The sequence below is a fragment of the Massilia sp. 9I genome, assembly GCF_902506415.1.
Taxonomy (GTDB): domain Bacteria; phylum Pseudomonadota; class Gammaproteobacteria; order Burkholderiales; family Burkholderiaceae_D; genus Telluria.
Genome location: NZ_LR733275.1, coordinates 2,713,724 through 2,740,549, shown reverse-complemented (window position 1 = coordinate 2,740,549; position 26,826 = coordinate 2,713,724). Strand labels below are relative to the sequence as shown.

Below are 26,826 nucleotides of genomic sequence, written 5' to 3'. Positions count from 1 at the left end.
AACCCAAGAGGACGTGAACATGTCTACTGTACAGAACAACAAGCCGCTCGAGGGCGCAGTCGAAGGCGCGGGCAGCGAATTCCTGGCCTTCACCCTGGGCTCCGAGGAATACGGCATCGACATCCTCAAGGTGCAGGAAATCCGCGGCTACGAAGCCGTGACCCGCATCGCCAATGCACCGGAATTCATCAAGGGCGTGATCAACCTGCGTGGCATCATCATCCCGGTGGTGGACATGCGCATCAAGTTCAAGCTGGGCACCCCGGTGTACGACCAGTTCACCGTCGTGATCATCCTGAACATCGGCGGCCGCATCATGGGCATGGTGGTCGACAGCGTGTCGGATGTGACCACGCTGACCCCGGACCAGATCAAGCCGGCCCCGGAAATGGGCACCGCTTTTGATACCAACTACATGATCGGCCTGGGCACCGTCGACGAGCGCATGCTGATCCTGGTGGACATCGACAAGCTGATGTCGTCCAGCGAGATGGGCCTCATGGACAAGCTGGCGGCCTAAAACGTCACAAGCACCGGTTCCGGCACAAGCATCAGGAAATGGTAAAGCCCGGGCGACCGGGCGCACAGCAAGAAAGAGGCAAGCAAGTGCCGCAGCAAAGAACCGATACGGTCAAGGAATTCGACTTCACGCGCAGTGATTTCGAACGGGTCCGCGCGCTGATCTACCAGCGCGCCGGCATCTCGCTGGCCGACAGCAAGCAGGAAATGGTCTACAGCCGCCTGGCGCGGCGCCTGCGCGCGACCGGGATCCAATCCTTCGTGCGCTACCTCGATGATCTCGAGGCCGGGCGCATGGCCAGCGAGTGGGAATCCTTCACCAATGCGCTGACCACCAACCTGACCTCCTTCTTCCGCGAAGCGCACCACTTTCCGCTGCTGGCCGAGCACCTGGCAGCGCTGCGCCGCCGCGACGGCGGGCCGCTCACCATCTGGTGCTCGGCCGCGTCCACCGGTGAAGAGCCGTACTCGATCGCCATGACCGCCTGCGAAGCCTTCAACACGCTCACGCCGCCGGTACAGATCGTGGCCACCGACATCGACACCAATGTGCTGGCCACCGGCGAGATCGGCGTCTACCCGATGGACCGGGTCGACAAGGTGGGGGCCGAGCGCCTCAAGCGCTTCTTCCAGAAAGGGAAGGGCGCCAACGCCGGCATGGCGCGCGTGCGCCCCGAATTGCGCCAGCTGGTCAGCTTCCGCCAGCTCAACCTGCTGGCCAACGAGTGGCCGGTGCAGGGGCAGTTCGACGCGATCTTCTGCCGCAACGTGATGATCTACTTCGACAAGGACACCCAGCGCCGCATCCTGTCGCGCTTCGTGCCCCTGATGAAGCCGCACGCCCTGCTGTTTGCCGGGCACTCCGAAAACTTCCTGTACGTGTCGGATGCGCTACGCCTGCGCGGCAAGACGGTGTACGAACTCGACCAGGCCGCGCGCCGCTGACCGCCTGGAATCGCCATGAACAACCAGTTCGCCACCAACGTCTATTACGACCGCACCTTCGACTGCGACGCCGCCAAGATCCTGCCGGGCGAGTACTACTACACCGGCAAGAACATGCTGATCGTGACGGTGCTCGGTTCCTGCGTGTCGGCCTGCATCCGCGACCGCATCACCGGCCTCGGCGGCATGAATCACTTCATGCTGCCGGACGGCGGCGACGCGAATAACCCGGTGTCGGCCTCGATGCGCTACGGGAGCTTCGCGATGGAGATCCTGATCAACGACCTGCTCAAGGCGGGCGCGCGCCGCGAGCACCTGGAAGCCAAGGTATTCGGCGGCGGCGCGGTGCTGCGCGGCTTCACCGCGATGAACGTGGGCGAACGCAACGCGGCCTTCGTGATGGACTTCCTGAAGACCGAACGGATCCCGGTGCTGGCCTCGGACCTGAACGACATTTATCCGCGCAAGGTGTACTTCTTCCCCAAGACCGGCAAGGTGCTGGTGAAGAAGCTGATGCAGACCCAGAACGATACGCTGGCAAAACGCGAACTCGATTACGCCAAACGACTCAAGGTCGAACCGGTCGGCGGCGACATCGACCTGTTCTGACCCGATTGACCAAGCAGCCAACAATAATAAAGACCTGAAAGGGACGACTCATGACAATCAAGGTACTGATCGTCGACGACTCTGCGCTGATCCGCAGCGTGATGAGCGAAATCGTCAACTCCCAGCCCGACATGGAAGTGGTGGCCACGGCCCCCGATCCACTCGTCGCGCGCGACCTGATCAAGCGCCACAATCCCGACGTGCTCACTCTCGACGTCGAGATGCCCAAGATGGACGGCCTCGACTTCCTGGAAAAGCTGATGCGCCTGCGCCCGATGCCGGTGCTGATGGTGTCCTCGCTGACCGAGCGCGGTTCGGAAATCACCATGCGCGCGCTGGAACTGGGCGCCGTGGATTTCGTCACCAAGCCGAAGATCTCGATCCAGACCGGGATGCGCGAATACACGGAACTCATCGCCGACAAGATCCGCGCCGCCTCGCGTGCGCGCATCAAGCGCGCGGTGCCGGGCGCCGTGCCCGCGCCGCAGCTGTCGGCCCTGCGCAGCCCCCTGATCTCGTCGGAAAAGCTGATCATCATCGGGGCCTCCACCGGCGGCACCGAGGCGATCCGCGAATTCCTGATGCAGATGCCGTCGGACTGCCCGGGCATCCTGATCGCCCAGCACATGCCGGAAGGCTTCACCAGTTCCTTCGCCAAGCGCCTCGATTCGCTGTGCAAGATCAGCGTCGTCGAGTCGCAGGGCAACGAGCGGGTGCTGCCCGGCCACGCCTACATCGCACCGGGCCATTCGCACCTGCTGCTCACGCGTTCGGGCGCCAACTACATGACCAGGATCGAACAAAGCCCGCCGGTCAACCGGCACCGGCCCTCGGTCGACGTGCTGTTCCGCAGCGCGGCTGAAGCGGCGGGCAAGAACGCCGTTGGTGTTATCCTGACCGGCATGGGGAAGGACGGCGCTGCGGGCATGCTGGACATGCGCAATGCGGGAGCGCACAATTTTGCGCAGGACGAGGCGAGCTGCGTCGTTTTCGGCATGCCGCGCGAAGCGATCGCGATAGGCGCTGCCCACGAAACGGGCAGCTTGCAGGCCTTGCCGCGCATGGTGCTCGAGCACCTGGCCTCGCAAGGCAGCAGAGCGTTGCGTGTTTGATCCGGATGCGGTTGTATTGATGCCATTTTATCGCCGTACGGCAACAAAAATGCTATTCTGGAGGCTGTGTAGCAGTCTTCATCCACTAAACCAAAGTACAAGATTCAAAACGGAGTAATTCATGGCTGATCCAAAGATGCGTTTTCTGGTTGTTGACGATTTCTCGACGATGCGTCGCATCGTCCGGAATCTGTTGAAAGAACTGGGTTATGCCAATGTCGACGAAGCGGAAGACGGCGTGATGGGCCTGGCCAAGCTGCGCAGCGAGCAGTTCGACTTCGTGGTCTCGGACTGGAACATGCCGAACATGGACGGTCTGACCATGCTGCAGAACATCCGTGCCGATCCCGCACTGGCCAAGCTGCCGGTGCTGATGGTGACCGCCGAAGCCAAGAAGGAAAACATCATCGCGGCCGCGCAGGCAGGCGCCAGCGGCTACGTGGTCAAGCCGTTCACGGCCGCCACGCTGGACGAGAAGCTGAACAAGATCTTCGAAAAGATGGACAAGGGCTGACATCATGGACCAGACTGCTGTCCAGGCGGAGACCTCCAACGAGGAGGTCCTGAGCCGAATTGGCCACATGACCCGCGCGCTGCACGAGAGCCTGCGCGGGCTCGGCCTCGACAAGCTGATCGAGAAAGCGGCCAGCGAGATCCCCGATGCGCGCGACCGCCTCGACTACGTGGTGCGCCTGTCGGAACAGTCCGCCAAGCGCGTGCTGGACGCCACCGATGCCGCCGGCCCGGTGCAGGACGCCATCGAGACCCGTTCGGCCGAACTGGCCGGTTCTTGGCAATCGCTGCTGGATAACGGCGCCTCGGACGCCGAGTGGCGCGAGCTGGCCCAGCGCACCATCGCCGGCCTGAACGAGTCGCGCAGCGGTGCTGTCGCTACCCGCGGCCAGCTGATGGACATCATGATGGCCCAGGACTTCCAGGACCTGACCGGCCAGGTGATCGGCCGCATCACGGGCATCGCCCAGAACCTCGAGAAGCAGCTGGTGCAGGTGCTGATCGACTTCGCCCCGAGCGAAATCCGGCGCGAGCTGGACAACGGCCTGCTGAACGGTCCGCAGATCAACCCGGAAGGCAAGAGCGAAGTGGTGGCCGACCAGGGCCAGGTCGACGACCTGCTCGACAGCCTCGGTTTCTGACGGGTTACACGACGACCTGCAGGGCCGCGTGCTCGTACAGTCAACTCTTCGCGCCCACATGCACCAAACCAATTTCATCGTTCGCGAACCGCTGCTTGACCCCAAGCAGCGCGTCATCGGCTACGAGCTGTCGTGGCAGCACCACGACGGCAAGGTGGCTACCGACCAGGAGCTGGAAGACCTGGTCGGCTTCGTCGCTGAGCACGTCCAGCATGCCGAGCATGGCTGGCTGCTGCGCGACAAGCAGCTGTTCCTCGACGCCGTCCCCGAGATGCTCTCGCTCGATGCGCTGCACGCGCTGCCGCCGGAAAAGACCGTCCTCACCCTGAATATTCGCCGCCTGACCGATCCCGACGTGCGTGCCGCCGTGCAGGCGGTGCGCGTGGGCGGGGTGGGGGTGTCGATCCGCGGCGCCGACCTGAATCTTCTGGGCCGTAACCTGTCGCCCTATGCCTCCTATGTCGAGGTGCAGTTCGCCGGCGCCGACGTGGCGACCCAGGCGCGCACGTATGCCGCGGCCAAGAACGCCGCGGTGCGCATGGTCGGCCGGCCGGTCGCGACCTGGGCCGACTTCGACGCCTGCGCCGCGCTGGGGCTCGATTCCTTTGTCGGCAAGCTGCACCTGACCCCGCGTCCGGGCAATCCCGTCAAGGGCATGAACCCGACCCAGAGCACCATCCTGCAGCTGATGCAGATGGTGCAGAACAACGAGGACTTGCCCAAGCTCGAGAACATTCTCAAGCGCGATCCGGCCCTCACCTACAAGCTGCTCAGCTACATCAATTCGGCCGGCTTCGGCGCCGCGCGGCGGGTGGAGTCGCTGCGCCAGGCCATCGCCCTGATGGGCTATGCGCCGCTGTACCGCTGGCTGGTGCTGCTGCTGGCCACGGCCAGCACCAGCGGTTTCTCGCCGGTGCTGATGGAAACCGCGGTGGTGCGCGGGCGCCTGGCCGAGCTGCTGGGCCAGAAGGCCCTGCGCGGCGAGTCGGAAAACCTGTTCGTGGCCGGCATGTTCTCGCTGCTCGACCGCCTGCTGGGCCTGCCGATGCAGGAGGTGCTGGAAACGGTGCCGCTACCGGAAGAGGTGGTCAAGGCCCTGGTCGGGCGCGAAGGCAAGTACGGACCGTATCTGGCGCTGGCCGAAGCCTGCGAGCTCAATTCCAATCTCGTGGCGTCGCTGGCGGCCTCGCTCGATATCAGTCCGCTGGACGTCAACAAGGCCCACCTGTCCGCCTTAGCCTGGGCCCAGTCGGTCGCAGCATAAGAAAAAGGGCTTCCACAGGAAGCCCTTGTCATTTCGATAGATGTCGAACGGTCAGCGCGCGACCGACCTGCGTTCCACCGCCCCGGTGGTCACGAACCTTTCCAGCGTCTGCTGCATCTGCATCGAAATCCCCGCAAAGCTGCAGCCGATCTGCACCTGTTCGCCCAGCAGGAAAGTACGGAAGGGCCGCAGCAGGCGCACCTCGAGGTCGGCATTGATCACCAGGTTCGGCCCCAGTTCGAGGCGCACGCCTTCCAGCTTTTTCCCCACATGCAGGCCGAAGCACTGCTCGGGCGTGGCGCGCAGGCCGACGCCGGTCTGCGAGAAATCGTAGAGCGGCAGTTCGATCAGGTTGCCCTTGATACGGAAGCTCGCCATATAGTGCACGCCCACCGGCGTTTCGACGCGGCGCGCGGCGCGGCGGTTCAGCACCAGGCAGGAGGGCGGGAATTCGGCCGCCACATGCATCTTGTTGTCGGGCGTCGGCTTCCAGGACTGGTCGAGGTCGAACTGCAGCTTGGCGTTGCCGCCCAGCGAAGCGATCAGGGTGACCTTGCCGGCGGGCGGACGCTCGCTGCCGCTGAAATCGAGCACGAAATGCGGCAACTCCGGGTCGACCGATTCGATGCGCGCCAGCAACGGCTCGATCCAGCCGGACGGGAACACCGTGACCGGCTCGCCCGAGAGCGACAGGGCAGTCAGCGCTTCGCCGATGTCGAACGGATCGCGCATTTCGTGCGGCTCGGCGGTGCTGCCGATGCGGCTGAGCGCATCGGACGGCTTGGGCGGGCCCTTGCGGGTGAGAGGAGCGGCGATATCGTTCACGGCAACAATTCCTTGGTTAAGCAGGAAACTGCAGCCGCAGTTTCCGCGTGCGTCAAGTATAAAGCCAGTCGTACCAATATTGCACTACGCAAAGCAAAGATATTTTTTTGCTACTCAAATTTCCAGGTTGTCAATCAAGCGCGTGTTGCCCAACTTGGCCGCAGCCAGCACCACCAGCGGCGCCCCGGCGTCCAGGTCGGCCGCGTTCGGGGCCTGCAGGTCGATGCGCTTGCGGATCGAGACATAGTCCGGCTTCCAGCCGCGCGCGGCCAGGTGCTCCATGGCGCGGCGCTCGACCGCCAGCGGATCGCGCTCGCCGCTGCGCATCGCTTGCGCCACCGCGTTCAGCTGCTGGTACAGCACCGGCGCTTCAGCCCGCTCTTCGCTCGACAGGTAGCCGTTGCGCGAGGACAGGGCCAGGCCGTCCTCGGCGCGGAAGGTCTCGGCGCCGATGATCTCGGTTGGCAGCGCGAACTGGCGCGCCATGTTACGAACGATCATCAGCTGCTGGTAATCCTTCTTGCCGAACACGGCCACGCGCGGCTGCACGCAGGAGAACAGCTTGGTCACCACGGTGCAGACGCCGTCGAAAAAGCCGGGACGGAATTCGCCTTCCAGGGTGTTGCCCAGGCCCTCGGGCGGGCGCACGCGGTATTCCTGCGGCTCCGGGTACATGTCTTTCTCGGTCGGGGCGAACAGCACGTAGACGCCTTCCTTTTCCAGTTTCTCGACGTCGGCCTGGAAGGTGCGCGGGTATTTGTCGAAATCCTCGTTCGGGCCGAACTGCAGGCGGTTCACAAAAATGGAGGCAACCACCGGGTCGCCGTGCCTGCGCGCCAGGCGCATCAGCGACAGATGGCCTTCATGCAAGTTGCCCATCGTCGGCACGAAGGCGGTGCGCAGTTGCCCGTGCAGCTGGTCGCGCAGGTCGTCGATGGAGGAAATGATTTTCATGGGAAATAGAAGCTAATAAGGTAACCGGCGAATCAAGCCGGGGAATAGGCCAGGCGCACATAGATCGGCGCGAAGGGTTCGGCCTGGGTGATCTCGATCAAAGTTTCTTTCGCCAGTTCGAGCATGGCGACAAAGTGTACAACCACGATCGGAATCGTGTGCTGGCCGGCGAACAGTTCGGAGAATTCGACGAAGCGCTGCGACTGCAGGGTGCGCAGGATGGCCGACATGTGTTCGCGCACGGACAGTTCCTGGCGGCTGATCCGGTGGTGCTGGGTCAGCTTGGCGCGACGCAGGACGTCGAGCCAGGCGCGCTGCAAGTCCCAGGGATCGACGTCGGGCAGCGCGGGCGCCAGGCTCTGTTCGATGAACAGCTGGGGGCGCACGAAGTCGCGGCCTTCCTGGGGCAGGGTGCCGAGCGCCACGGCGGCCGACTTGATCTGCTCGTATTCCAGCAGGCGCCGCACCAGTTCCGCGCGCGGGTCGCCGACGTCCTCGACCAGGTCTTCGTGGCGCTTGGGGAGCAGCATGCGCGACTTGATCTCGATGAGCATCGCCGCCATGAGCAGGTACTCGGCGGCCAGTTCCAGGTTGCGCTGGCGGATCTGCTCGACGTATTTCAGGTATTGCAGGGTCACCTGCGCCATCGGGATGTCGAGGATGTTGAAGTTCTGCTTGCGGATCAGGTACAGCAGCAGGTCGAGCGGACCTTCGAAGGCGTCGAGGAAGACCTCGAGCGCGTCCGGAGGGATGTACAGGTCGTTGGGCAGGCGCGTCAGCGGCTCGCCGTACAGGCGCGCAATGGCGGCCTCGGCGGCGTCCGCCGCGGCATTGAGCTGTGCGTCTTCTAGAGGCGCGGGCGTCCCATCCTGCGGGGGATCGGCCGGCGCAGCTTGGCCGGCCTCGTCAGGCAGCATCGGGACGCTTCCCTAGAAACTCAGACCTTGGACTGGTACGGATAGGCTTGCTGGCGCAGGCGCGACTGCTTGATGCGCTCCTGCTCGTCGAGCGACAGCGGCGCCTTGTCCCACAGCAGGGCACGGCCTTCGACCTGGCGCTGGTCCATGCCGGGGGTCTTTTCCTTGAGCTCCTTGATGAACTTGGTGTGCTCGGATTCGTACATCGAGTGTTGTTTCTTGAAGAACATGATTTCCAGAATGAAGTGGCGGACGTCCGGGCCAGATTCTTGGCGCCTGGCGCGTCCGCGTCAAGTTTACTTGTGCAGTTCGTTCAGCTGGCGCGCGATGATGTCGTGGCTGAGCCACAGCACCGGTGCGATCTTTTCCGAGGCGCCGTAGAACATCAGCGGGCCGGCGCCTTCCAGCACCAGGCTCGACAGGTGATCCGTGATCAGGGCCTTGCGGTCCTTGTGCTGGGCGGTCGCTTCTTCCGAAGTGCCGATCATCACGTCGGCCAGGGCCGGGGTATTGTCCATCGGCCAGGCTTCAAAGTTGCGGAACTCGGCGCTGGTGGCGTCGTTGTTGTAGCGCTCGATGGTGTCGAGCAGCGACTGCAGCGACACGCCGTCGTTCAGCAGCTCCTGGCAGATCTGCCATTGCTGGTCGGCCCAGGCGCCGCCGCCTTCCTTCTTCAGCGCGGTCAGGAGCGGGAACAGCGACAGTTCGACGCCAACAAAAATGTCCGAGGAATTGGTGCGGATTTCCGGGCAATTGAACACGGTTGCCCAGACGCCTTGCTTCCAGGCGGCTTCGGCGACCGACTCCAGGCGCATCTTGGCGTAGCCCTGGGTGTAGTTGGTGTAGGTCTGCCAGGTGTATTTGCCGTCGATCAGGATCTCGGTGCCGTGGTAGCCGTAGGCGGTGTAGCGCACTTCGCCGCCGGCCTTGGTCACGCGCTCGCGGATCGGGGCCGAGGCGTCGATCAGGTATTTCAGCGTGTTGGCGGTGACTTCGTCGAAGTTCATCAGGATCAGCTTGCCCAGGTCGCTATCGAGCAGGGCGCGCGAGGACATGAAGCGATCGCCCCGGCCTTTGTAGATGCGGTTGGCGATGGCCAGGAAGGCCTTGATCTTCGGGATGCCGCCGGCCATGGTGTGGGCGAAGAAGACGTTCGCGCCTTCCGGAATCAGCTTGTCGATCTCGCCCATGACCTGGGCCGCGCTGGTGGTGAAGCGGCGCACGCCGGCGACGCGGCAGGCTTCGATCTTTTCCCAGTCCAGCTTGTCTTCCTGCCAGCTCTTCAGGGTGATCCCGGACAGCATTTCGGTCGGGTTCTGCTCGCCTTCCGGGGCGTCCATGTCGAAACCGGCCATCAGCGGCACGTTGATGATCTTGCCGCCGAGCTTCTCTTCCGCTTCCGCATGCTCTTCCGCGGTCAGGGCGCGCAGGGCGCCGCTCTCGTCGCGGCGGCCGACGGTGATGCCGACGATGGTCATGCCGGCCTTGCGTGCCTCATCGATCAGGCCGTTCACATAGCCGCGGCCGAACAGTTCGCCGAACAGGACGAACACGTCGCCTTTGCGGAACACGTTGGTGTGCGGGATGTGGCGGAGAGGAGTGAATTCGGTCATCTTATTATCTACCTATCTTATTGGGTCTGAAGAAGGCCTGCCGGCAAGGGCCGTAGGGGCGAGTTTCAGAAAAAACATGCCATTATAACGCCGCAAAAGGGCGTGGGATTGATTTTGGCGGCCGCCGCAGGCCGGGCTTGCGCAAGCGCGAAGCCCGGCACAAGCTGCTTAGCGGATGCGCATGCCCGGGGTGGCGCCCGGCATCGGGTCGAGCAGGTACAGGCCCGGATTCGCCTTCTCGTCCGCGGCGGAGGCACACAGCACCATGCCTTCCGAGACGCCGAACTTCATCTTGCGCGGCGCCAGGTTGGCGACCATGACGGTCAGCTTGCCGACCAGGTCTTCCGGCTTGTAGGCCGACTTGATGCCCGAGAACACATTGCGGTAGCGGCCTTCGCCCACGTCCAGGGTCAGGCGCAGCAGCTTGCCGGCGCCTTCCACGTGTTCGCAGTTGACGATTTTCGCGACGCGCAGGTCGATTTTGGTGAAGTCGTCGATCGAGATTTCCGGAGCCAGGGCTTCGATATCGCCGGCTTCCGGCTCGGCGCCGTCATCCTCCGCCGGGGACAGCGCCGCAACGGCAAGGCTGGCATCGGACACGACGGCAGGCGCCGCCGGCGCCGTCGGCTTGTCGAACAGGTTCTCGACCGTCTTGGCATCCACGCGCTGCATCAGGTGGCTGTAGGCGCCGATGGTGCGGCCCAGCATGGTCTCGTAGACGGCGGCGCCGTGGGTGTCGGCCCAGGAGAGCGCGCCGTCGCCCAGGAATTCGCTGACGCGGGCGGCCACGTTCGGCAGCACCGGCGACAGCATGATGGTCAGCTGGCGGAACAGGATCAGCGCGGTGGTGCAGACGTCGTGCAGCTCGGCCGTCTTGGTCTCGTCCTTGGCCAGCAGCCAGGGCTTGTTCTCGTCCACGTACTGGTTGACGACGTCGGTGATCTCCATGATCTCGCGCATCGCACGGCCGTATTCGCGCGCCTCGAACGCGGCGGCGATATTCGCCTGGCGCTCGGCGCCTTCGTTCATCAGGGCCTTGCAGATCCAGCCCTTGGCGGTGTCCGACAGCGAATCGGCCAGCTTGCCGTCGAATTTCTTGGCGATGAAGCCGGCGCAGCGGCTGGCGATGTTGATGTACTTGCCGATCAGGTCGCTATTCACGCGGGCGACGAAGTCTTCGCCGTTGAAGTCCAGGTCTTCGACTTTCGAGTTCAGCTTGAAGGCCAGGTAGTAGCGCAGCCATTCCGGGTTCATGCCCAGTTCGAGGTAGCGCAGCGGCGAGATGCCGGTGCCGCGCGACTTCGACATCTTCTCGTTGTTGACGGTCAGGTGGCCGTGCACCGCGACCTTCAGCTTGTCGATGATCGGGTGGTTCGAGAAGTTCAGCATCGCCGGCCAGAACAGCAGGTGGAAGGACACGATGTCCTTGCCGATGAAGTGGACCTGCTCGGCCGCTGGGTCGTTCAGGAAGGCGTCGTAGTCGATGCCCTTTTTGCTGAAATAGTTCTTGAGCGAGGCCAGGTAGCCGACCGGCGCGTCCAGCCATACATAGAAGAACTTGCCCGGCGCATCCGGGATCGGGATGCCGAAATAGGGCGCGTCACGGGAAATATCCCAGTCGGCCAGCTTTTCGCCGGATTCGCCCAGCCATTCCGACACCTTGTTGACCATTTCCGGCTGCAGGCGGCCCGGGGTGTTCAGCCACTCTTTCAGGAAAGTGAAGCAGCGCGGATCGGACAGCTTGAAGAAGTACTGTTCCGACGGTTTCAGGATCGGGGTCGAGCCGGTGAAGACCGAGAACGGGTTGATCAGCTCGGTCGGCTGGTAGGCGGCGCCGCAGACTTCGCAGTTGTCGCCGTACTGGTCCTTGGCGTGGCAGACCGGGCACTCGCCCTTGATGTTGCGGTCGGCCAGGAACATGCCCTTGACCGGATCGTAGAAGCGGTCGACGGTCTTGGTGACGATCAGGCCGGCATCGCGCAGCTTGCGGTAGATGCCCTGCGAGAGTTCGACGTTTTCCGGCGAATCGGTGGAATACCAGTTGTCGAAGGCGATGTGGAAGCCGTTCAGGTACTGCGGGCGGCCGGCGGCGATCTTGGCCACGAACTCCTGCGGGGTGATGCCTTCCTTCTCGGCGGCGATCATGATCGGGGTGCCGTGGGTGTCGTCGGCGCAGACGAAGTGCACCTGGCGCTGTACACCGTTATCGCGCTGCATTCGCTGGAACCGGACCCAGATGTCGGCCTGGATGTATTCCATCATGTGGCCGATATGGAAGGCAGCGTTGGCGTAGGGCAGGGCGGTAGTGACGAACAGCTTGCGGGTCATGGTCGAAGCGCTTTAGGTTTGAGAAAAGAAGCATTTTACCAGCGGAAGTCCCTAGCTGCGCAGGGGGTATAGCCGGGTTTGCCAAAGCAACAAGAAGCCGACGGCGTTTTGCGCTACACTTCGCCCCAATCACCATGGAGAACTACATGAGCATCACTGAGAACGATGTCAAGGCAGCATTGTCGGCGGTCATCGATCCTAACACCGGGAAGGATTTCGTTTCTTCCAAATCCATCAAGAACATCAAGCTCAGCGGGAACGATGTGGCGCTGGACGTCGAGCTGGGCTATCCGGCCGCCAGCCAGGTCGCCGCCATCCGCGACAGCGTCGTCGCCGGCCTGAAGGCGCTGCCAGGCCTCGGCAACGTCACCGTCAAGGTCTATAGCAAGATCCTGTCGCATGCGGTCCAGCGTGGCCTGAAGGTCATGCCGAACGTGAAGAACATCATTGCCGTCGCTTCGGGCAAGGGCGGCGTCGGCAAGTCGACCACCGCCGTCAACCTGGCGCTGGCGCTCAGCGCCGAAGGCGCCAGCGTCGGCATCCTGGACGCCGACATCTACGGCCCGTCGCAGCCGATGATGTTGGGGATTAACGGTCGTCCCGAAAGCCGCGACGGCAAGACCATGGAGCCGCTCGAGAACCACGGCGTGCAGGTCTCGTCGATCGGCTTCATGATCGATCCGGACGAGCCGATGGTCTGGCGCGGCCCGATGGTCACCGGCGCGCTGCAGCAGCTGCTGGAGCAGACCAACTGGCGCGACCTCGATTACCTGATCGTCGACATGCCGCCGGGGACCGGCGACATCCAGCTGACGCTGTCGCAGAAGGTGCCCGTCACCGGCGCCGTCATCGTCACTACCCCGCAGGACATCGCCCTGCTGGACGCGCGCAAGGGCCTCAAGATGTTCGAGAAGGTCGGCATCCCGATCATCGGCGTGGTCGAGAACATGAGCACCCATATCTGCTCCAACTGCGGCCACCACGAGGAGATCTTCGGCGCCGGCGGCGGCGAAAAGATGTGCCAGGACTTCGGCGTCGACTTCCTCGGCAAGCTGCCGCTCACGATGTCGATCCGCGAGCAGACCGATTCCGGCCGCCCGACCGTGGTCGCCGATCCGGACGGTCCGGTGGCCGCGGTCTATAAACAGATCGCCCGCAAGGTCGCCGTCAAGGTGGCCGAGAAGGCCAAGGACATGACCAGCAAGTTCCCGAGCATCGTCGTCAAGAACGACTGAGGCCAGCGGGCCGGCATGAGCGACATCGCCTTCATCCAGGAAGCCGAAGCCCTGCGCGCGGCCGGCCGCCTCGACGAGCTCCTGTGCCTGCTCGAACAGCGCTACCAGGCCACTGAGAACATGCCGGCGCCCGAGCGGCGCGACTACTTCTTCACGCTGTTCGAGTGGAAGATGCTGATCGAGGACCATGCACCGGCAAGGGCGGCCCTGGCGCAGGCGCGCGACGAGCAGGCGCGGCGCCTGCTGGCGGGTGAGTACCACGTCGGCGCCGCCGCCCACGAGGAGTCGCATTACCAGCGCGCCGACCGCCTTGGCCTGCTGGTCGAGATGAACCGCACGCTGGACGATCCCGGCGCCACCCGGGAGGTGTTCCTGCAGCTCGAGGTAAAGGATCCGGCGTTGGCGCGGCGCGACGCCTACCGGGTCCTGGAGGCGGTCGTCGAGGCGGGGGATTTCGCGCTGGCGGAGCGCTACCGCGGCGATCCGCTCGACCTGCTGCGCAGCGTGAATTATTCAGCTGCCACCATGCCGCTGTTCCCGCCGGGACGGGAGGCGCCGAGGCTGGCCGCCGACCTGACGAACCTGGCCAAGGACGTCCGGATCGCCATCGCCGTGCTGCGTGGCCTGGGCCGTACCGAAGAAGCCGATACCGTGCGCGCAGCCCTGCTCGATGGACTCGCGACCGAGGAACTGCGCGTCGTGGCCGAGCGTGAACTGGACGCCCCGGGCACCATCAGCCGCACCCTGGGCGAGCGCCAGGCGGCGCTGGACGAAGCGGGCTGACTTAGCCCAGCGGCGCCGGCCGCCCGAACAGATAGCCTTGCCCGGCCTTGATGCCGAGGCCACGCAGCGCATTCAGTTCTGCCTCCGTTTCCACCCCTTCCGCCACGACATCGCAGCCGGTATCCCTGGCAAAGGCCGTCAGCGCCGAGGCCAGCGCGCGCCGCCCCGGATCGAGATCGATCTCGCGGATCAGGCTCTGGTCCAGCTTGATGATGTCGGGCCGCAGCTGCAGGATGTGGCGGAAGCTGGCGTAGCCCGAACCGGCGTCGTCGATGGCCAGGCGCAGGCCGGCCCGGCGCAGGCCGTCCAGGCTCGCTGCGATCGCCGCATATTCCTCCACCGGCACATGTTCCGTCACTTCCAGCGCCAGCCGCTCGAGCGGCGCCGTGGCCAGGCAGGCGGCCAGCGATCCGCTCAGGATCGATTGCGGCGACACGTTCAGCGACAGGTAGGCCTGCGGCGGCAGCCTGGCCAGGCCGGACAAGGCCAGCTCGATCGCCAGCAGCTCCAGCTGGGTGCCTTTCTCGACTTTATGCGCGTCCTCGAACCATTCGGCCGGGCCCTTGGCGGGCGTGGCGGGAAAGCGCGACAGCGCTTCATACCCGAGGATGGCGCCATCCGCCAGCGCCACGATCGGCTGGTAGGCGATGCCCAGGGTGCGCCGGTCGATCACTTCGGACAAGCGCGCAGTTGCCTGCTCCATCGCGCGCTCGCTCAGCACGCGCTGTTCGAGCATGCTGGCGATCAGGCTCGCGAAGCGCGCCATGCCGTCCACGTCCACCGCGCGTAGCGTCGAACTGGGGCTGCGGCTGTAGCAGCAGAAGGTCCCGAACACCGAGCCGTCCGAGAGCCAGATCGGCACGCCAAGGTGGGCGCGGATCTGCATCGCCTCCGTGCAGCCCAGGCGCTTGAGGATGGGATAGATATGGCTGTCGTCGACGATCGAAGGAATCGCGCCATCGATGATGTACTGACAGTAGCTTTCGGCCAGGGGATCGGCATGTCCCGGCTGGACCGGCAGCGTGCCGTCGGCGGCGATGTGGCGGAAGATGCGGCGCCCGTCCTTGAACTCGGTAATGAAGGCCACGTCCATGCGCAGGCAGATCCGGGCCAGGTCCACGGCGGACTCGATGATGTCATGAAGCGGAGTTTGCGACTGCTGGGGAGGCGTCACCTTGCGCATTGCATGCCGTCTGAAGTTGTCCTTGTGTCATTGTAGAGCGCCTCCCTTGCCAGCGTAAATATCTATCGTGCGGCCTATGCGGGCGGCATACACGCTCTTTCCAGCAACTTTCTGTTTGAAAATAAAGCTCAGCGGAATCTTCCTGCCTACACTCAGTAGTGGAGCGTGGTCATGGGATGCTAGATGAGCGACTACAGAGAGCAAGGGTGGCGCGGGCGTTACCTCGACGCGGCCCATCTGTTCGTACCCCTCAGGCTGCGGCAGGACGCCGCCGTGCTGGCGCGCGCCGAGAACGTGGTCAACGCGGCGCTGATGGCGGCCACCGCCGGTCCGCTGTACGCGCTGGCCTACTGGCTGCTGGGCCTGCATCTGGCGGCCGCCGAGATCCTGGCCTGCTGCCTGTTCATGCTGATGGCGCCGCCGGTGCTGCGCCTGACCGGCAGCATCGCCCTGGCGCGCGAACTGTTCCTGTGCGCGCTGTTCTTCAATTTCAGCTGGCTCACCTGGCACCTGGGCGGCATCCACGCGCCCACGGCGAGCTGGCTGATCACGGCGCCGGTGGTCGCCATGTTCCTGGGCGGCGTCGCCAGCGGGGTGTTCTGGCTGGTGATGAGCTGCACGGCGGCCGCCACGGTCTGGGGATTGCCCGCCTTCGGCTGGGCCGCGCCGGTGACGCCGCTGCTGGACATGCCGCTGCTGCACCTGATCTGCAACCTGGGGCTGTACGTGGTGGTGCTGGTGTTCGTGCTGCTGTTCGAACTGACCAAGACCGAAGGCTTCGTCAAGCTGCAGCGCGCGCTGTCGACCATCAACGAGCTGGCGATCCGCGACGAGCTGACGGGCAGCCATAACCGCCGCTTCCTGCTCGGCCTGATCGACCGCGAAAAGGAGCGCAGCGACCGCAATGGCCGGCCGTTCTGCCTGTGCCTGTTCGACATCGACTTCTTCAAGCGCATCAACGACAGCTACGGCCACGCGGCCGGCGACGTGGTGCTGCGCAGCTTCGCCGAGGCGGTGCAGGGCCAGATCCGCGGCACCGACGCCTTCGGGCGCTACGGCGGCGAGGAGTTCCTCTTGATGCTGCCCGAGACGCCGGCGCCGGATGCGGTGGTGCTGGCCGAACGGGTGCGGCGCGTCATCGCCGAGCTGCGCTGCCGCGACAACGGCGGCGACATCACGCTGACAGTGTCGGTCGGCGTGGCCGAGTACCGGCTGGGAGAGGCCGTGGCCCAGGCCATCGGGCGCGCCGACGAGGCCTTGTACGTGGCCAAGTCGCTGGGGCGCAACCGGGTCCAGTGCCACGATGCGGACGAACACCTGCCGGTGGTCCCCAAGCCGGATCCGGACCGGCATGCGGCCCAGGCCAGCCCGGCGCGCGTGCTCGACGGCGCCCAGTGCGACCAGCTCACCGGCCTCTTGAACCGCAACCTGCTGCGCGACCGCCTGCGCCACGCGATGGACCGCGCCAACCGCAACCGCCGGCTGGTGGCGCTGCTGCTCCTGAACATAAACGGCTTCAAGGAGATCAACGACGAACTGGGTTACGAGGCCGGCGACGCCCTGCTGAGCCAGGCCGGGGCCGCGATCCGGCGCTGCCTGCGCGATTCCGACACGGTGGCGCGCTGGGGCGGCGACGAATTCATCGCGCTGCTGGAAGACCTCAGTTTCGAATCGGACGCCCAGGTTGTGGCCGAGAAGATCCTCGACCGCTTCGGCCTGCCGCTGAACGTGGCGGGGCGCGAATGCTTCGTCACGCTGGCGGTGGGGGTTGCCCTGTACCCGGCGGCGGACTGCGACCTCGATGCGCTGCTCAAGCGCGCCGACATCGCCATGCGCGGCGCCAAGCGCTGGGGCGAGAACAGCGTGCAGGTGTACTCGGGCGATACGGTGCAGCCGCAGAGCGAGCGCCTGGCGCTGAAGAACGGCCTGCGCGACGCGCTCGCGCAGGGCCAGCTGTTCCTCGAATACCAGCCGCAGCTCGACCTGGCGGCCCGCCGCGTGGTCGGCGTCGAGGCGCTGCTGCGCTGGCAGCATCCGGTCTACGGCCGGGTCGAGCCTAGCCGCTTCATCCCGCTGGCCGAGGAGACCGGGATGATCGTCCCGATCGGCGACTGGGCGCTGCGCACCGCGTGCCTGCAGAACCGTGCCTGGCGCGCCGCCGGGCTACCCGAAATCAAGACCGCCGTGAACCTGTCGGCGCGCCAGCTGAAGGAGCCGGGCCTGCCGGCGCGGGTGCTTACTATCCTGGGCGAGACCGGCATGCCGGCGCGCTGCCTCGACCTCGAGATCACCGAGGGCATGCTGATCGAAGACCTGGCCGCGAACTGCGTCCTGATGAATGGCCTGCGCCAGGCCGGCGTGCTGGTGTCGATCGACGATTTCGGCACCGGTTACTCGAGCCTGAACTACCTGTCCGAGCTGCCGGTGGACATCCTCAAGATGGACGGCCTGTTCGTGCGCCGGCTCGGGATGGGCGGCGGCGCCGGCGCTACCGGCAAATGCGCCCGTTCCTTTGCGATCGCGGAAGCCATCGTGGCCATGGCGCACCGCCTCGGCCTGGACGTGATCGCGGAAGCGGTCGAGACACCCGAGCAACTGGCCGACCTGTGCGCGATGGGATGCGACGCGGCCCAGGGCTACCTGTTCGCCCGGCCGCTGCCGCCGGGCGAAGTCGCCGCCATGCTGGCGCGCCAGGTCGAGGCGGCGCCCCTCGAACCGGCGTAATGCCGACGTCTTTTCATCTTGTGCCGGAGGATACCGTGCTGAACGAACCGATTCCCTTTGATCCCGCCCACGACCTGGACGCGCTGGCCGCGTCCGGCGCCCTGGGCGGCAACGTCGCGCTGTACCGCCAGCCGCGCGGTCCGGACCTGATGCGCCGCGCCGGTCCGCTCGAGGAGTGGTGTGCGCTGCGCATGCGCCACGGCGTCTGGCCCTACGGCCGCGTGCTGTCCGGGCCGCCGGGGCCGCAGGCCACCGTCGAGGGCGACGGCCTGGCGGCGGCGCAGGGCATCAACTTCGCCTCGCAGGATTACCTGTCGCTGGCGGCGCACCCGGCGGTGATCGACAGCGCCATGCGGGTGCTGGCCGAGTGCGGACCGCACAGCGCCGGCTCGGCCATCCTGCTCGGGAACAGCCGCTATTCCACCGCGCTGGAACAGGAACTCGCCAGGCTGCTGCACTGCCAGCACGTGGTGCTGTTCCCGACCGGCTGGGGCGCGGCCTTCGGCGCCGTGACCAGCCTGGTGCACAGCGGCGACCATGTGCTGATCGATGCCCTGGCCCATGCCTCGCTGCGCCAGGGCGCGGCCGCGGCCACGCGCAACGTGGCGGTGTTCCGCCATCTCGACTGCGACCACCTGCGCGAGCTGCTGGCGGGTCTGCGCGCGGTGGATGCGAACGGGGCGATCCTGGTCGTCACCGAAGGCCTGTTCAGCATGGATTCGGACAGTCCGGACCTGCCGCTGATGCAGTACCTGTGCCGCGAGTACGGCGCCACGCTGCTGGTGGACGTGGCGCACGACCTCGGGGCCATGGGGCCGGGCGGCAGCGGCGTGATCGGCGCCCAGGGCATGCTCGGCAAGATCGACATCGTGATGGGCGCCTTTTCCAAGACCTTCGCCTCGAACGGCGGTTTTGTTGCCTGTTCCGAGCGCAGCGTGCGGCGCCAGTTGCAGCTGTTCGCGGGACCGCACATGTTCTCGAACGCGCTGTCGCCGGTGCAGGCTGCCACGGTGCTGGAATGCCTGCGCATCGTGACCGGCGCCGAAGGCGACGCGCTGCGCGCCGACCTGATGCGCAACGCGGTCGAGCTGCGCGCGCTGCTGCAGGAGGCGGGGCTGCGCTGCATCGGGGCGGCGTCGCCGATCGTACCGCTGCTGCTGGGTTCGGAAGCGGCTACGCGGATCGCCGGCATGCTGCTGGCGCGCGAGCAGGTGTTCGTGAATCCGATGGAATTCCCCGGCGTGCCGCTGGGGGCGGCGCGCCTGCGGCTGCAGCTGATGGCCCAGCACACGCCGGCCCAGATCCGGCGCGCGGCCGGCCTGCTGGCCTCGGCAGTACGGCGCGCGGCGGAAGCCCCGCGGCCGATGCTGCGGCCGGCGTCGGCGGCCTAGGAGGCGCGGACGGCGACGGCGGGCAGGGCGGTGCGTGGTGCGCGCGCCGATGGCGACGGGGTAAAATACCCGTTTTACCATTTTTGCATCCAGTCATGACCGTCCGCACCCGTTTTGCCCCGAGCCCAACCGGCTACCTCCACCTGGGCGGCGCCCGCACCGCGCTGTATTCCTGGGCCTATGCACGCCACTTCGGCGGCACCTTCATCCTGCGCATCGAAGACACCGACCTCGAGCGCTCGACGCCGGAAGCCGTGCAGGCCATCCTGGACGGCATGCAGTGGCTCGGCCTGTCGCACGACGAAGGTCCGTTCTACCAGATGCAGCGCATGGACCGCTACCGCGAGGTGGTGGCATCGATGCTGGAGCAGGGCACGGCTTACCTGTGCTACTGCTCGCCGGAAGAAGTCGAGGCGATGCGCGAGCGCATGCGCGCCGCGGGCGAGAAGCCGCGCTACGACGGCACCTGGCGTCCGGAGCCGGGCAAGACCCTGCCGCCGGTTCCTGACGGCGTCAAGCCGGTGGTGCGCTTCAAGAACCCGCTCGAGGGCGAAGTCACCTGGAACGATGTGGTCAAGGGCCCGATCACCATCGCCAACAAGGAACTCGACGACCTGATCATCGCGCGTCCGGACGGCACCCCGACCTACAACTTCTGCGTGTCGGTCGATGACTGGGACATGAAGATCACCCACGTGCTGCGCGGCGACGACCACGTGAACAACACGCCGCGCCAGATCAATATCCTGCGCGCGCTCGGCGCCGAGCTGCCGCAGTACGGCCACCTGCCGATGATCCTGGGCGCGGACGGCCAGAAGCTGTCGAAGCGCCACGGCGCGGTCAGCGTGATGCAGTACCCGGAGCAGGGCTACCTGCCGGAAGCGATGCTGAACTACCTGGCGCGCCTGGGCTGGAGCCACGGCGACGATGAGATCTTCTCGATGGAGCAGTTCACTGAGTGGTTCAACCTGGAGCACCTGACCGCGTCGGCGGCGCAGTTCAATCCGGAGAAGCTGGCCTGGCTGAACAACCACTATATCAAGCAGGCCGACAACGAGCGCCTGGCCGGCCTGGCCCGTCCGGTGCTGGAGCGCGAAGGCGCACAGTTTGATGGCGCGCCGCTACTTTCGACCGTGATCGCGCTGGTGAAGGATCGTACCAACACCATCAACGAACTGGCCGACACCGCCATGCTGTTCTACCGCGAGCCCCAGCCGGACGCCGCGCTGCTGGCCCAGCACCTGACCGACGCCGTGCGTCCCGCGCTGGCGACGTTCGCCGAGCGTTGCAAGGATGTGGAGTGGAACAAGGCCGCGATTGCCGCCATGTTCAAGGAAGTGCTGGCGGCCCATGGCCTGAAGATGCCGCAGATTGCGATGCCGCTGCGCCTGATCGTGACTGGCCAGCTGCAGACGCCGGCCATCGATGCGGTGCTGGAATTGTTCGGGCGCGACGTCGTTTTAGCTCGCATGGCAAAGTACCTGTAATAGAGCGCCTAACAATTCCCCCGATGGCTGCGTTGCATCGTCTTGCCGTGCTAGCGCACTGTCTGCGACGATGCGTCGGGTGGCCGCATCCCTTGCCCTCGGGGTTTTGTTAAGCGCTCAAAGGCCTGTTTTGCGGAGCGCGCATTTTCTGAAAACAGGTATTTGCGAAATGCAAGGCGCTCCGCTATAATGCTCGCACTTCAGCAGCACACGGTACGAAGCAGTAGGCAAGACAGTACAGTGAAGAGGGGGTATAGCTCAGCTGGGAGAGCGCTTGCATGGCATGCAAGAGGTCAGCGGTTCGATCCCGCTTACCTCCACCAACTCTGAAGTGGCAGTACGGTAGTTCCAAGGTCCCCATCGTCTAGAGGCCTAGGACATCACCCTTTCACGGTGAGTACCGGGGTTCGAATCCCCGTGGGGACGCCAGGTAACTGGCAGCGTGCAACCAGCGGCACGCGGTAGTAGGAAGCAGTAGCAGTATGTTAGAATGTTGTTTTCCCGTAGGGGGTATAGCTCAGCTGGGAGAGCGCTTGCATGGCATGCAAGAGGTCAGCGGTTCGATCCCGCTTACCTCCACCACGTAGGAAAAACAACAGTTCTGACAGTCCAGGGTCCCCATCGTCTAGAGGCCTAGGACATCACCCTTTCACGGTGAGTACCGGGGTTCGAATCCCCGTGGGGACGCCAAGAATTTGGTTAATGTCGCTATCGCGGTGCGGTAGGGCAGCAGTAAGAGCAACACACAGTTTTAGGTCCCCATCGTCTAGAGGCCTAGGACATCACCCTTTCACGGTGAGTACCGGGGTTCGAATCCCCGTGGGGACGCCAGTCAAGACCGGAGTAGACCAACGCGCTTGCGCGGAGAGGTGCTCCGGTTTTTCTTTTGGCGCGTCGTTTTCGCGATGCGTTTATCCGCGCCACGCAGCGCGCACCATCCAGTCTTGTAACGAAAGCGAAGCCTTGCTGGCTCTGCCCGCACGCTATCGCCTACGCGCATGTCGCCTACGCGCATAGGCGAACGGATGAGCGCCGCAAGCTTGCTGCGCTCATCCGCCGCCGCACGCCGGCTTACCAGCCGGACGAGTGCAATCCTCCCAGCCCGAGACCGAAGGGGAAGCCCGTGATGGGGGAAAGGCTTTGCGGGCCTATCCCCGCTTGCGCCGCGAAGCCGGCGGGGTAACGGACGCCGTTGTCGTGCGCCATCATCCCCGGCGGCATCATGACGCCTGTCACGGGCATCTGCCATTGTCCGATCTGCTGTCCCGGCATCATCGACAGGCCGAGCGCCACCAGCGCGTCCGGCATGCCGTAGCCGACACGCGCCGGGTCCGCCAGCGTCACCGGCCGTGCGCTCAGGCGCAGCACCTGGAACAGGCGTTCGACCCGCTCCGGTCCCCGTGCGCGCAGCAAGCCCTGGAATTCCGGACGGTGCGCCAGCACCAGCGCCGCCAGTCCCGTCACGTGCGGCGCGGCCATCGAGGTGCCGTCCCAGGCCGCGAAATTATTTGGCGGCACCGACGAGACGATGGCGACACCCGGCGCACACACGTCCACCTGCGGCCCGGCGCAACTGAAGCGCGCGGTGAAGAAGCCTTGCGGATCGATGTCCTGGCCGACGGTTTCGGTGTGATAGCTGTCGGGCGGGAACTCGTCGACCTTGCCGACCGCGGCCACGGCAAGCACGTGCGGCGAGGCAGCGGGGTACTGGACCGGCCCGCCCGAATTGCCCGCTGCCGCGATGCAGGCGACGCCGGCCTGCTTGGCGCGCACGATCTGGCGCTCGAGCGCTTCGGACGGCCCGCTGCCGCCCAGACTCAGGTTGACGACGTCGATCTGGTTCTCGATGCAGTATTCGAGCGCATCGATCAGCTGGCTGATCTGGCCGCCGGGGAACAGCTTGCAGACGTGGATCTCGGCCTCGGGCGCGAAGCCGCGGATGCCCCAGCTCGGGTCGGAGGCGCCGATCACGCCGGCGCAATGCGAACCGTGGCCGAGGATATCGGTGTTCCAGGTGTTGCGGTCGACCTGCTTGTTGATGACGTCGAAGCCGGCCCGGATGCGGTTCAGGTTGCCGTGCGTGGTGGCCACGCCGGAGTCGATGACGGCGATCCGGATTCCCTGGCCGCGGAAGGGCGGCGGCACCTGGTCGAGGCGCATGGCGCGCGCCCCCCAGCCCATCGCGTTCTGGATGGGGAGCCTGTTCAGCGCCGGCCAGTCGGCCAGCGCGTGCAGCATGACGACGTTGGGCTCGTTCAGGCTGATGTCGGGGTCGCGCTGGAAGAAGCTCCAGTAGTCGGCGCGCGGCTTGGCGTACAAGCCGTTGATCGTGTGCGTGTCCTCGCCGTACAGGCGCAGGCGCGCCGTCCCGTCGGGGCCGGTGACAGCGGTGCTCGGCAGCAGGCCGCCGAACAGCGAGACCTCGGCATCGGCCAGCGGCGCGCCGTCCTTGCCGAGCACGGCCATGACGACTTCGACCACCGGCCCGGAGTAGGGCGTCAGCGAGGACACCAGGTCGGGCCGGCTGAGCATGGGGTCGAGCAGTTGCAGGTGCTGGTCGCGCTCGACGATCAGGCGGCCCTGGCCGCGCTGGTGCAGCTCGCCCGCTTTCTGGTCGGTCATGCGCGCCACCAGCACACCTTCGGATTGGCCGCCGAGGCTGGAGGCGCCCAGGCCGCTTCCCGTGCCGACGGTGTCGACGATGTCGATGTCGCCCAGGCCCTGCAGCGCCTGCTGTACGTTGGACAGCGACAGGCCCGGCGCCAGCACTGCCGGCGCCAGGAAACCGGCAGTGGCGGGCAGGGGGCGCGGCGCCACCAGGTATTTCTTCTTGCGCTCGGCGACGGTGCGGCCGCGCACGGCCTCGCGCGTGCGCGCGGAATCGTCAGCGCTTGGACGGACGTCGGCGCCGCCTTCGGGCAGCTGCCCCGGCTGTTCGCCCGCGCCCTGCGGAGTCTTTGGCATGGTGTTTCCTTTTCTGACCGGGCCGGATGCGCTAGTCGGACAGCGACAGCGGCTGGTCCGGTTCGATCGTTAACTGGTTGAGGTTGCGTCGGCGAAGCTGCTCGGCGGTATCGGGATCGGTTTCGACCACGGCGGTATGCGGCGGTCCGCCGCTCGGCCCGATCGTGTCCACCAGGCGGATGGCGGGATCGGCGCCGAGGCCGGCAATGAAGGCGTCGAGCGCGCCGCCATCGGCGGCGGCCTTGACGATGTAGCGCTTCCGGGCGCGGCCCTGGACTGGTCCGCTGGTGGAGTTCGGCATGGGCAAACCTCCTCGATGGAGCCGCCTCCCCCGGGGAGGCGGCGGGGTTCTACGCTGGATTAGTGGATGGTCTGTTGTGCACCCAGCTGTGCCTGCTGGGCGTAGGTGGTCCACGGGTCAGCCGAGAACGGCAGCATGCCGCCCAGCTGGCCGGCAATGCCGCCGATGGCGTTGCCCAGGCCCTGGTTGCCGAACTGGCCGCCGATGAAGCCGCCCACCGGCTGCGCCACGCGCTTGACCAGATTGCCGAGCCAGCCCTGCGGCGCCATCTGGCCTTGCTGCTGTTGTTGTTCGGCGGCGAGCTGCTGCTGCAGCGCGGCCTGTTGTTGCTGGATCTGCTGCAGGGCCTGCACCAGTTGCTGCTGCTGGGCTTGCAGTTGCTGCAGCTGCTGCACCACCGGGTGCTGCTGGATGCCGACACCCTGCACGCTGGCCGATGGGTCGGCGGCGAAGGGCAGCAGGCCGCCCAGGCCCGACAGCACGCTGCCGGCCACGTTGCCCAGCGTCGAGCTGCCGGTCAGGTCGCCGAGGAGGTTGCCGCCGGTCTTGCCTAACTGGCTGAACAGGTTGCCGACGAAACCTTGCGGCGCCAGCTGTTGTTGCTGCTGCTGTTGCTGCAATTGCTGCAGTTGTTGCAGCTGCTGCAGTTGCTGGAGCTGTTGCAGTTGCGGCTGGCTGGCGTAAGCGGCGCTGACCGGGTCGGCGCCGAAAGGCAGCAGGCCGCCACCGATACCGCCGGCGAGTTGGCCGATGCGGCTGCCCAGGTTGGGGTTGCCGAAGATGCCGCCGATGCCGCGGCCGAGCGCGCCGCCCAGCGGCGCACCGAACATCCCGCCCAGGAAGGCCTGGGGCGCCAGTTGTCCCTGACCCATGCCGTATTGCTGGTATTCGTTCATATCCAACTCCTTATGGTAGTGCTGCCGACTGCATCAGGAGGCGCCGGTGCGAAGCGCACCGGGCCGTCGCCCTTACGCGCCTGGGGCGGGCGGCTGCATATATGGCATCCGCGCACGGGTAAGGTCGGGCGCGAACGGAGCGCAGGGTCCGGGTTTGCTCGGCCGGGCTCCCTGCAGGTAGGCGTTGGACTAGGGGCGGATAGTGAAGTTTTCGGCAGGGCGGCGATGTGTGGCCCAGTCTTGGCGCCGCTTGCGGTGGCGCAGGGAACCGGCGCATGGCGCTTGCCAAGGGCCGCACAAGGGCTTATACGCGCGACCTTTGTCGCAGGAAAAGCGGGCGCGCGTCGGTTAGAATAGCGCGCTCCACACGCGTCCCGCCTCCCGCATGAGCCCACCTCGTTCCCTCTCCCATCCGCCCACCTTGGCCTTGTTCTGCAAGGTCGTCGACAACTACGGCGACATCGGCATCTGCTGGCGCCTGGCGCGCCAGCTGTGGCGCGAGCACGGCGTGCGGGTCACCCTGTGGGTCGACGACCTGCGCAGCTTCCGGCGCATTTGTCCGCTGGTCGACGTGGACGCCGCCACGCAAGAGGTCGAGGGCGTGCAGGTACGCCACTGGCGCGACCAGGAAGCCAGCTTTGCGCCGAGCGAGGTCGCCGACATCGTGATCGAATTCTTCGCGGTCGACATCCCGCCCGGCTACGTCGCCGCGATGGCGCAGCGCAGCCCGCGCCCGCTATGGTTCAACCTGGAAGGCTTGACGGCGGAAGAGTGGGTGGAAGGCTGCCATCGCCTGCCGTCCATGCATCCGCGCCTGAAGCTGACCAAGCATTTCTTCTTCCCCGGATTCACGACGAAGACGGGAGGCCTGCTGCATGAAGCCGGACTCGAACAGGAGCGCGCCGCCTTCCAGGCCGACCGCGGCGCGGTGGCCCGCTTCCTGGCGGGCTTCGGTGTCGGCGCGGATGAGCTGGATGCGCTGAAGGTTTCGCTGTTCTGTTATCCGCATGCGCCCGTTGCCGAGCTGCTGCGCACCTGGTCGGAAGGAGAGCGCGCCGTGACTTGCCTGGTGCCCGAGGGCGTGGCGCCGGAGGCGGTTGGTGCCTTCCTGGGCGGCGACGCCCGCGCCGGCGCCAGCCGCAAGCAGGGCGCATTGACGCTGCGCGTGCTGCCCTTCGTGCCGCAGCCCGACTATGACCGCCTGCTATGGGCCTGCGACCTGAACTTCGTGCGTGGGGAAGATTCCTTCGTGCGCGCCCAGTGGGCGGGACGGCCGTTCGTGTGGCACATCTATCCGCAGGACGAGAACCTGCACCACAAGAAATTGCGTGCTTTCCTGGACCGCTACGCGGGTGGTCTCGATGCCCTCGCGGCATTTTCCTTGGGCTGGAATGGCGCGCGTGACATCCCGTCCATGGACGCGGCATGGGAAGACTTGCAAGCAGAGTTGCCGCGCATTGTCATTCGTGCAGAAGAATGGCGTGCAGAAATGCTGGCCCATGGCGATTTGACGACGAAGCTGCTGGAATTTGCCCGTGAACTAAGGCTTGCCGGCGAAAATCCGGTATAATGCGCGGTTAGTCTGTAACGAAATACACAGGATCAAACGTAGGCTTCAAGGC

The 26,826-nt window shown here is 65.7% G+C and carries 23 protein-coding genes and 5 tRNA genes; 18 read left to right on the top strand and 10 right to left on the bottom strand.

Features of this window, described 5'->3' with window-relative positions:
* Positions 1 to 19 precede the first annotated feature (19 nt).
* From GV068_RS12255 to GV068_RS12225, 7 genes are all read left to right on the top strand, one after another.
* Positions 20 to 520, top strand: a complete 501-nt coding sequence (locus tag GV068_RS12255) for a chemotaxis protein CheW (RefSeq protein ID WP_159697818.1) — start codon at positions 20 to 22, stop codon at positions 518 to 520.
* Positions 521 to 606: 86 nt separating this feature from the next.
* Positions 607 to 1,464, top strand: coding sequence for a CheR family methyltransferase (locus GV068_RS12250; RefSeq protein ID WP_159697815.1), 858 nt, complete (start codon positions 607 to 609; stop codon positions 1,462 to 1,464).
* A 15-nt stretch (positions 1,465 to 1,479) separates the two neighbouring features.
* Positions 1,480 to 2,073 (top strand): chemoreceptor glutamine deamidase CheD, encoded by a 594-nt coding sequence (gene cheD / locus GV068_RS12245; RefSeq protein ID WP_159697812.1) that lies wholly within the window; start codon positions 1,480 to 1,482, stop codon positions 2,071 to 2,073.
* A 50-nt stretch (positions 2,074 to 2,123) separates the two neighbouring features.
* Positions 2,124 to 3,185: a chemotaxis response regulator protein-glutamate methylesterase gene (locus GV068_RS12240; RefSeq protein ID WP_159697809.1), complete on the top strand. Its 1,062-nt coding sequence runs from the start codon at positions 2,124 to 2,126 to the stop codon at positions 3,183 to 3,185.
* A gap of 121 nt (positions 3,186 to 3,306) precedes the next feature.
* On the top strand, positions 3,307 to 3,699 hold the full coding sequence (gene cheY, locus GV068_RS12235) for a chemotaxis response regulator CheY (RefSeq protein ID WP_159697806.1): 393 nt from the start codon (positions 3,307 to 3,309) through the stop codon (positions 3,697 to 3,699).
* 4 nt (positions 3,700 to 3,703) lie between these two features.
* Positions 3,704 to 4,339, top strand: coding sequence for a protein phosphatase CheZ (gene cheZ, locus GV068_RS12230; RefSeq protein WP_159697803.1), 636 nt, complete (start codon positions 3,704 to 3,706; stop codon positions 4,337 to 4,339).
* A 58-nt stretch (positions 4,340 to 4,397) separates the two neighbouring features.
* Complete coding sequence (locus GV068_RS12225; protein WP_159697800.1) at positions 4,398 to 5,603, top strand: EAL and HDOD domain-containing protein; 1,206 nt, start codon at positions 4,398 to 4,400, stop codon at positions 5,601 to 5,603.
* 51 nt (positions 5,604 to 5,654) lie between these two features.
* Here the strand turns inward: GV068_RS12225 and GV068_RS12220 are convergent, their stop codons facing one another.
* The 6 genes from GV068_RS12220 to metG all read right to left on the bottom strand — a co-directional run bounded on the left by GV068_RS12220 (position 5,655) and on the right by metG (position 12,240).
* Positions 5,655 to 6,428, bottom strand: a complete 774-nt coding sequence (locus GV068_RS12220; RefSeq protein ID WP_159697797.1) for a flagellar brake protein — start codon at positions 6,426 to 6,428, stop codon at positions 5,655 to 5,657.
* Positions 6,429 to 6,542: 114 nt separating this feature from the next.
* Positions 6,543 to 7,382: a pantoate--beta-alanine ligase gene (panC, locus tag GV068_RS12215; protein ID WP_159697794.1), complete on the bottom strand. Its 840-nt coding sequence runs from the start codon at positions 7,380 to 7,382 to the stop codon at positions 6,543 to 6,545.
* A gap of 32 nt (positions 7,383 to 7,414) precedes the next feature.
* Complete coding sequence (locus GV068_RS12210; RefSeq protein ID WP_159697791.1) at positions 7,415 to 8,299, bottom strand: ScpA family protein; 885 nt, start codon at positions 8,297 to 8,299, stop codon at positions 7,415 to 7,417.
* A gap of 20 nt (positions 8,300 to 8,319) precedes the next feature.
* Positions 8,320 to 8,529, bottom strand: coding sequence for a DUF3460 family protein (locus tag GV068_RS12205; protein WP_159697788.1), 210 nt, complete (start codon positions 8,527 to 8,529; stop codon positions 8,320 to 8,322).
* A 66-nt stretch (positions 8,530 to 8,595) separates the two neighbouring features.
* Positions 8,596 to 9,912: a hypothetical protein gene (locus GV068_RS12200; RefSeq protein ID WP_159697785.1), complete on the bottom strand. Its 1,317-nt coding sequence runs from the start codon at positions 9,910 to 9,912 to the stop codon at positions 8,596 to 8,598.
* Positions 9,913 to 10,080: 168 nt separating this feature from the next.
* Positions 10,081 to 12,240: a methionine--tRNA ligase gene (gene metG, locus GV068_RS12195; protein WP_159697782.1), complete on the bottom strand. Its 2,160-nt coding sequence runs from the start codon at positions 12,238 to 12,240 to the stop codon at positions 10,081 to 10,083.
* 146 nt (positions 12,241 to 12,386) lie between these two features.
* Here metG and apbC point away from each other — a divergent pair, with 146 nt between their 5' ends.
* Both apbC and GV068_RS12185 read left to right on the top strand, forming a co-directional pair.
* Positions 12,387 to 13,475, top strand: a complete 1,089-nt coding sequence (gene apbC, locus GV068_RS12190) for an iron-sulfur cluster carrier protein ApbC (RefSeq protein ID WP_159697779.1) — start codon at positions 12,387 to 12,389, stop codon at positions 13,473 to 13,475.
* Between the two features lie 15 nt (positions 13,476 to 13,490).
* Positions 13,491 to 14,258 (top strand): hypothetical protein, encoded by a 768-nt coding sequence (locus GV068_RS12185; RefSeq protein ID WP_159697776.1) that lies wholly within the window; start codon positions 13,491 to 13,493, stop codon positions 14,256 to 14,258.
* Between the two features lies 1 nt (position 14,259).
* Here GV068_RS12185 and GV068_RS12180 read toward each other — a convergent pair whose 3' ends face one another.
* Entirely contained in the window at positions 14,260 to 15,441 is a 1,182-nt protein-coding gene (locus tag GV068_RS12180; RefSeq protein ID WP_159697773.1) for an EAL domain-containing protein, read from the bottom strand.
* A 183-nt stretch (positions 15,442 to 15,624) separates the two neighbouring features.
* On the opposite strand from GV068_RS12180, the gene GV068_RS12175 reads away from it, so the two are divergent.
* The 8 genes from GV068_RS12175 (at position 15,625) to GV068_RS12140 (ending at position 21,874) form a co-directional block, all read left to right on the top strand.
* Positions 15,625 to 18,165: a bifunctional diguanylate cyclase/phosphodiesterase gene (locus GV068_RS12175; RefSeq protein ID WP_159697770.1), complete on the top strand. Its 2,541-nt coding sequence runs from the start codon at positions 15,625 to 15,627 to the stop codon at positions 18,163 to 18,165.
* Between the two features lie 35 nt (positions 18,166 to 18,200).
* On the top strand, positions 18,201 to 19,556 hold the full coding sequence (locus GV068_RS12170; protein ID WP_159697767.1) for an aminotransferase class I/II-fold pyridoxal phosphate-dependent enzyme: 1,356 nt from the start codon (positions 18,201 to 18,203) through the stop codon (positions 19,554 to 19,556).
* A 95-nt stretch (positions 19,557 to 19,651) separates the two neighbouring features.
* A complete protein-coding gene (gene gltX / locus GV068_RS12165) occupies positions 19,652 to 21,043 on the top strand; it encodes a glutamate--tRNA ligase (protein ID WP_159697764.1) in 1,392 nt (463 codons plus the stop codon).
* Between the two features lie 247 nt (positions 21,044 to 21,290).
* Positions 21,291 to 21,366, top strand: a tRNA-Ala gene (locus GV068_RS12160).
* 30 nt (positions 21,367 to 21,396) lie between these two features.
* Positions 21,397 to 21,472, top strand: a tRNA-Glu gene (locus tag GV068_RS12155).
* Positions 21,473 to 21,549: 77 nt separating this feature from the next.
* Positions 21,550 to 21,625 (top strand) — tRNA-Ala (locus GV068_RS12150).
* A gap of 32 nt (positions 21,626 to 21,657) precedes the next feature.
* A tRNA-Glu gene (locus tag GV068_RS12145) sits at positions 21,658 to 21,733 on the top strand.
* Positions 21,734 to 21,798: 65 nt separating this feature from the next.
* Positions 21,799 to 21,874, top strand: a tRNA-Glu gene (locus GV068_RS12140).
* Between the two features lie 240 nt (positions 21,875 to 22,114).
* Here GV068_RS12140 and GV068_RS12135 read toward each other — a convergent pair.
* The 3 genes from GV068_RS12135 to GV068_RS12125 are packed head-to-tail and all read right to left on the bottom strand — an operon-like array spanning position 22,115 to position 25,204.
* Positions 22,115 to 24,007, bottom strand: a complete 1,893-nt coding sequence (locus GV068_RS12135) for a S8 family serine peptidase (protein WP_159697761.1) — start codon at positions 24,005 to 24,007, stop codon at positions 22,115 to 22,117.
* A gap of 31 nt (positions 24,008 to 24,038) precedes the next feature.
* Positions 24,039 to 24,308, bottom strand: coding sequence for a hypothetical protein (locus tag GV068_RS12130; RefSeq protein WP_159697758.1), 270 nt, complete (start codon positions 24,306 to 24,308; stop codon positions 24,039 to 24,041).
* Between the two features lie 59 nt (positions 24,309 to 24,367).
* On the bottom strand, positions 24,368 to 25,204 hold the full coding sequence (locus GV068_RS12125) for a hypothetical protein (RefSeq protein WP_159697755.1): 837 nt from the start codon (positions 25,202 to 25,204) through the stop codon (positions 24,368 to 24,370).
* A 385-nt stretch (positions 25,205 to 25,589) separates the two neighbouring features.
* On the opposite strand from GV068_RS12125, the gene earP reads away from it, so the two are divergent.
* Positions 25,590 to 26,774 carry an elongation factor P maturation arginine rhamnosyltransferase EarP gene (earP, locus tag GV068_RS12120; protein WP_159697752.1) on the top strand — a complete coding sequence of 395 codons (1,185 nt, stop codon included), beginning with the start codon at positions 25,590 to 25,592 and terminating at the stop codon, positions 26,772 to 26,774.
* Positions 26,775 to 26,826: the final 52 nt, after the last annotated feature.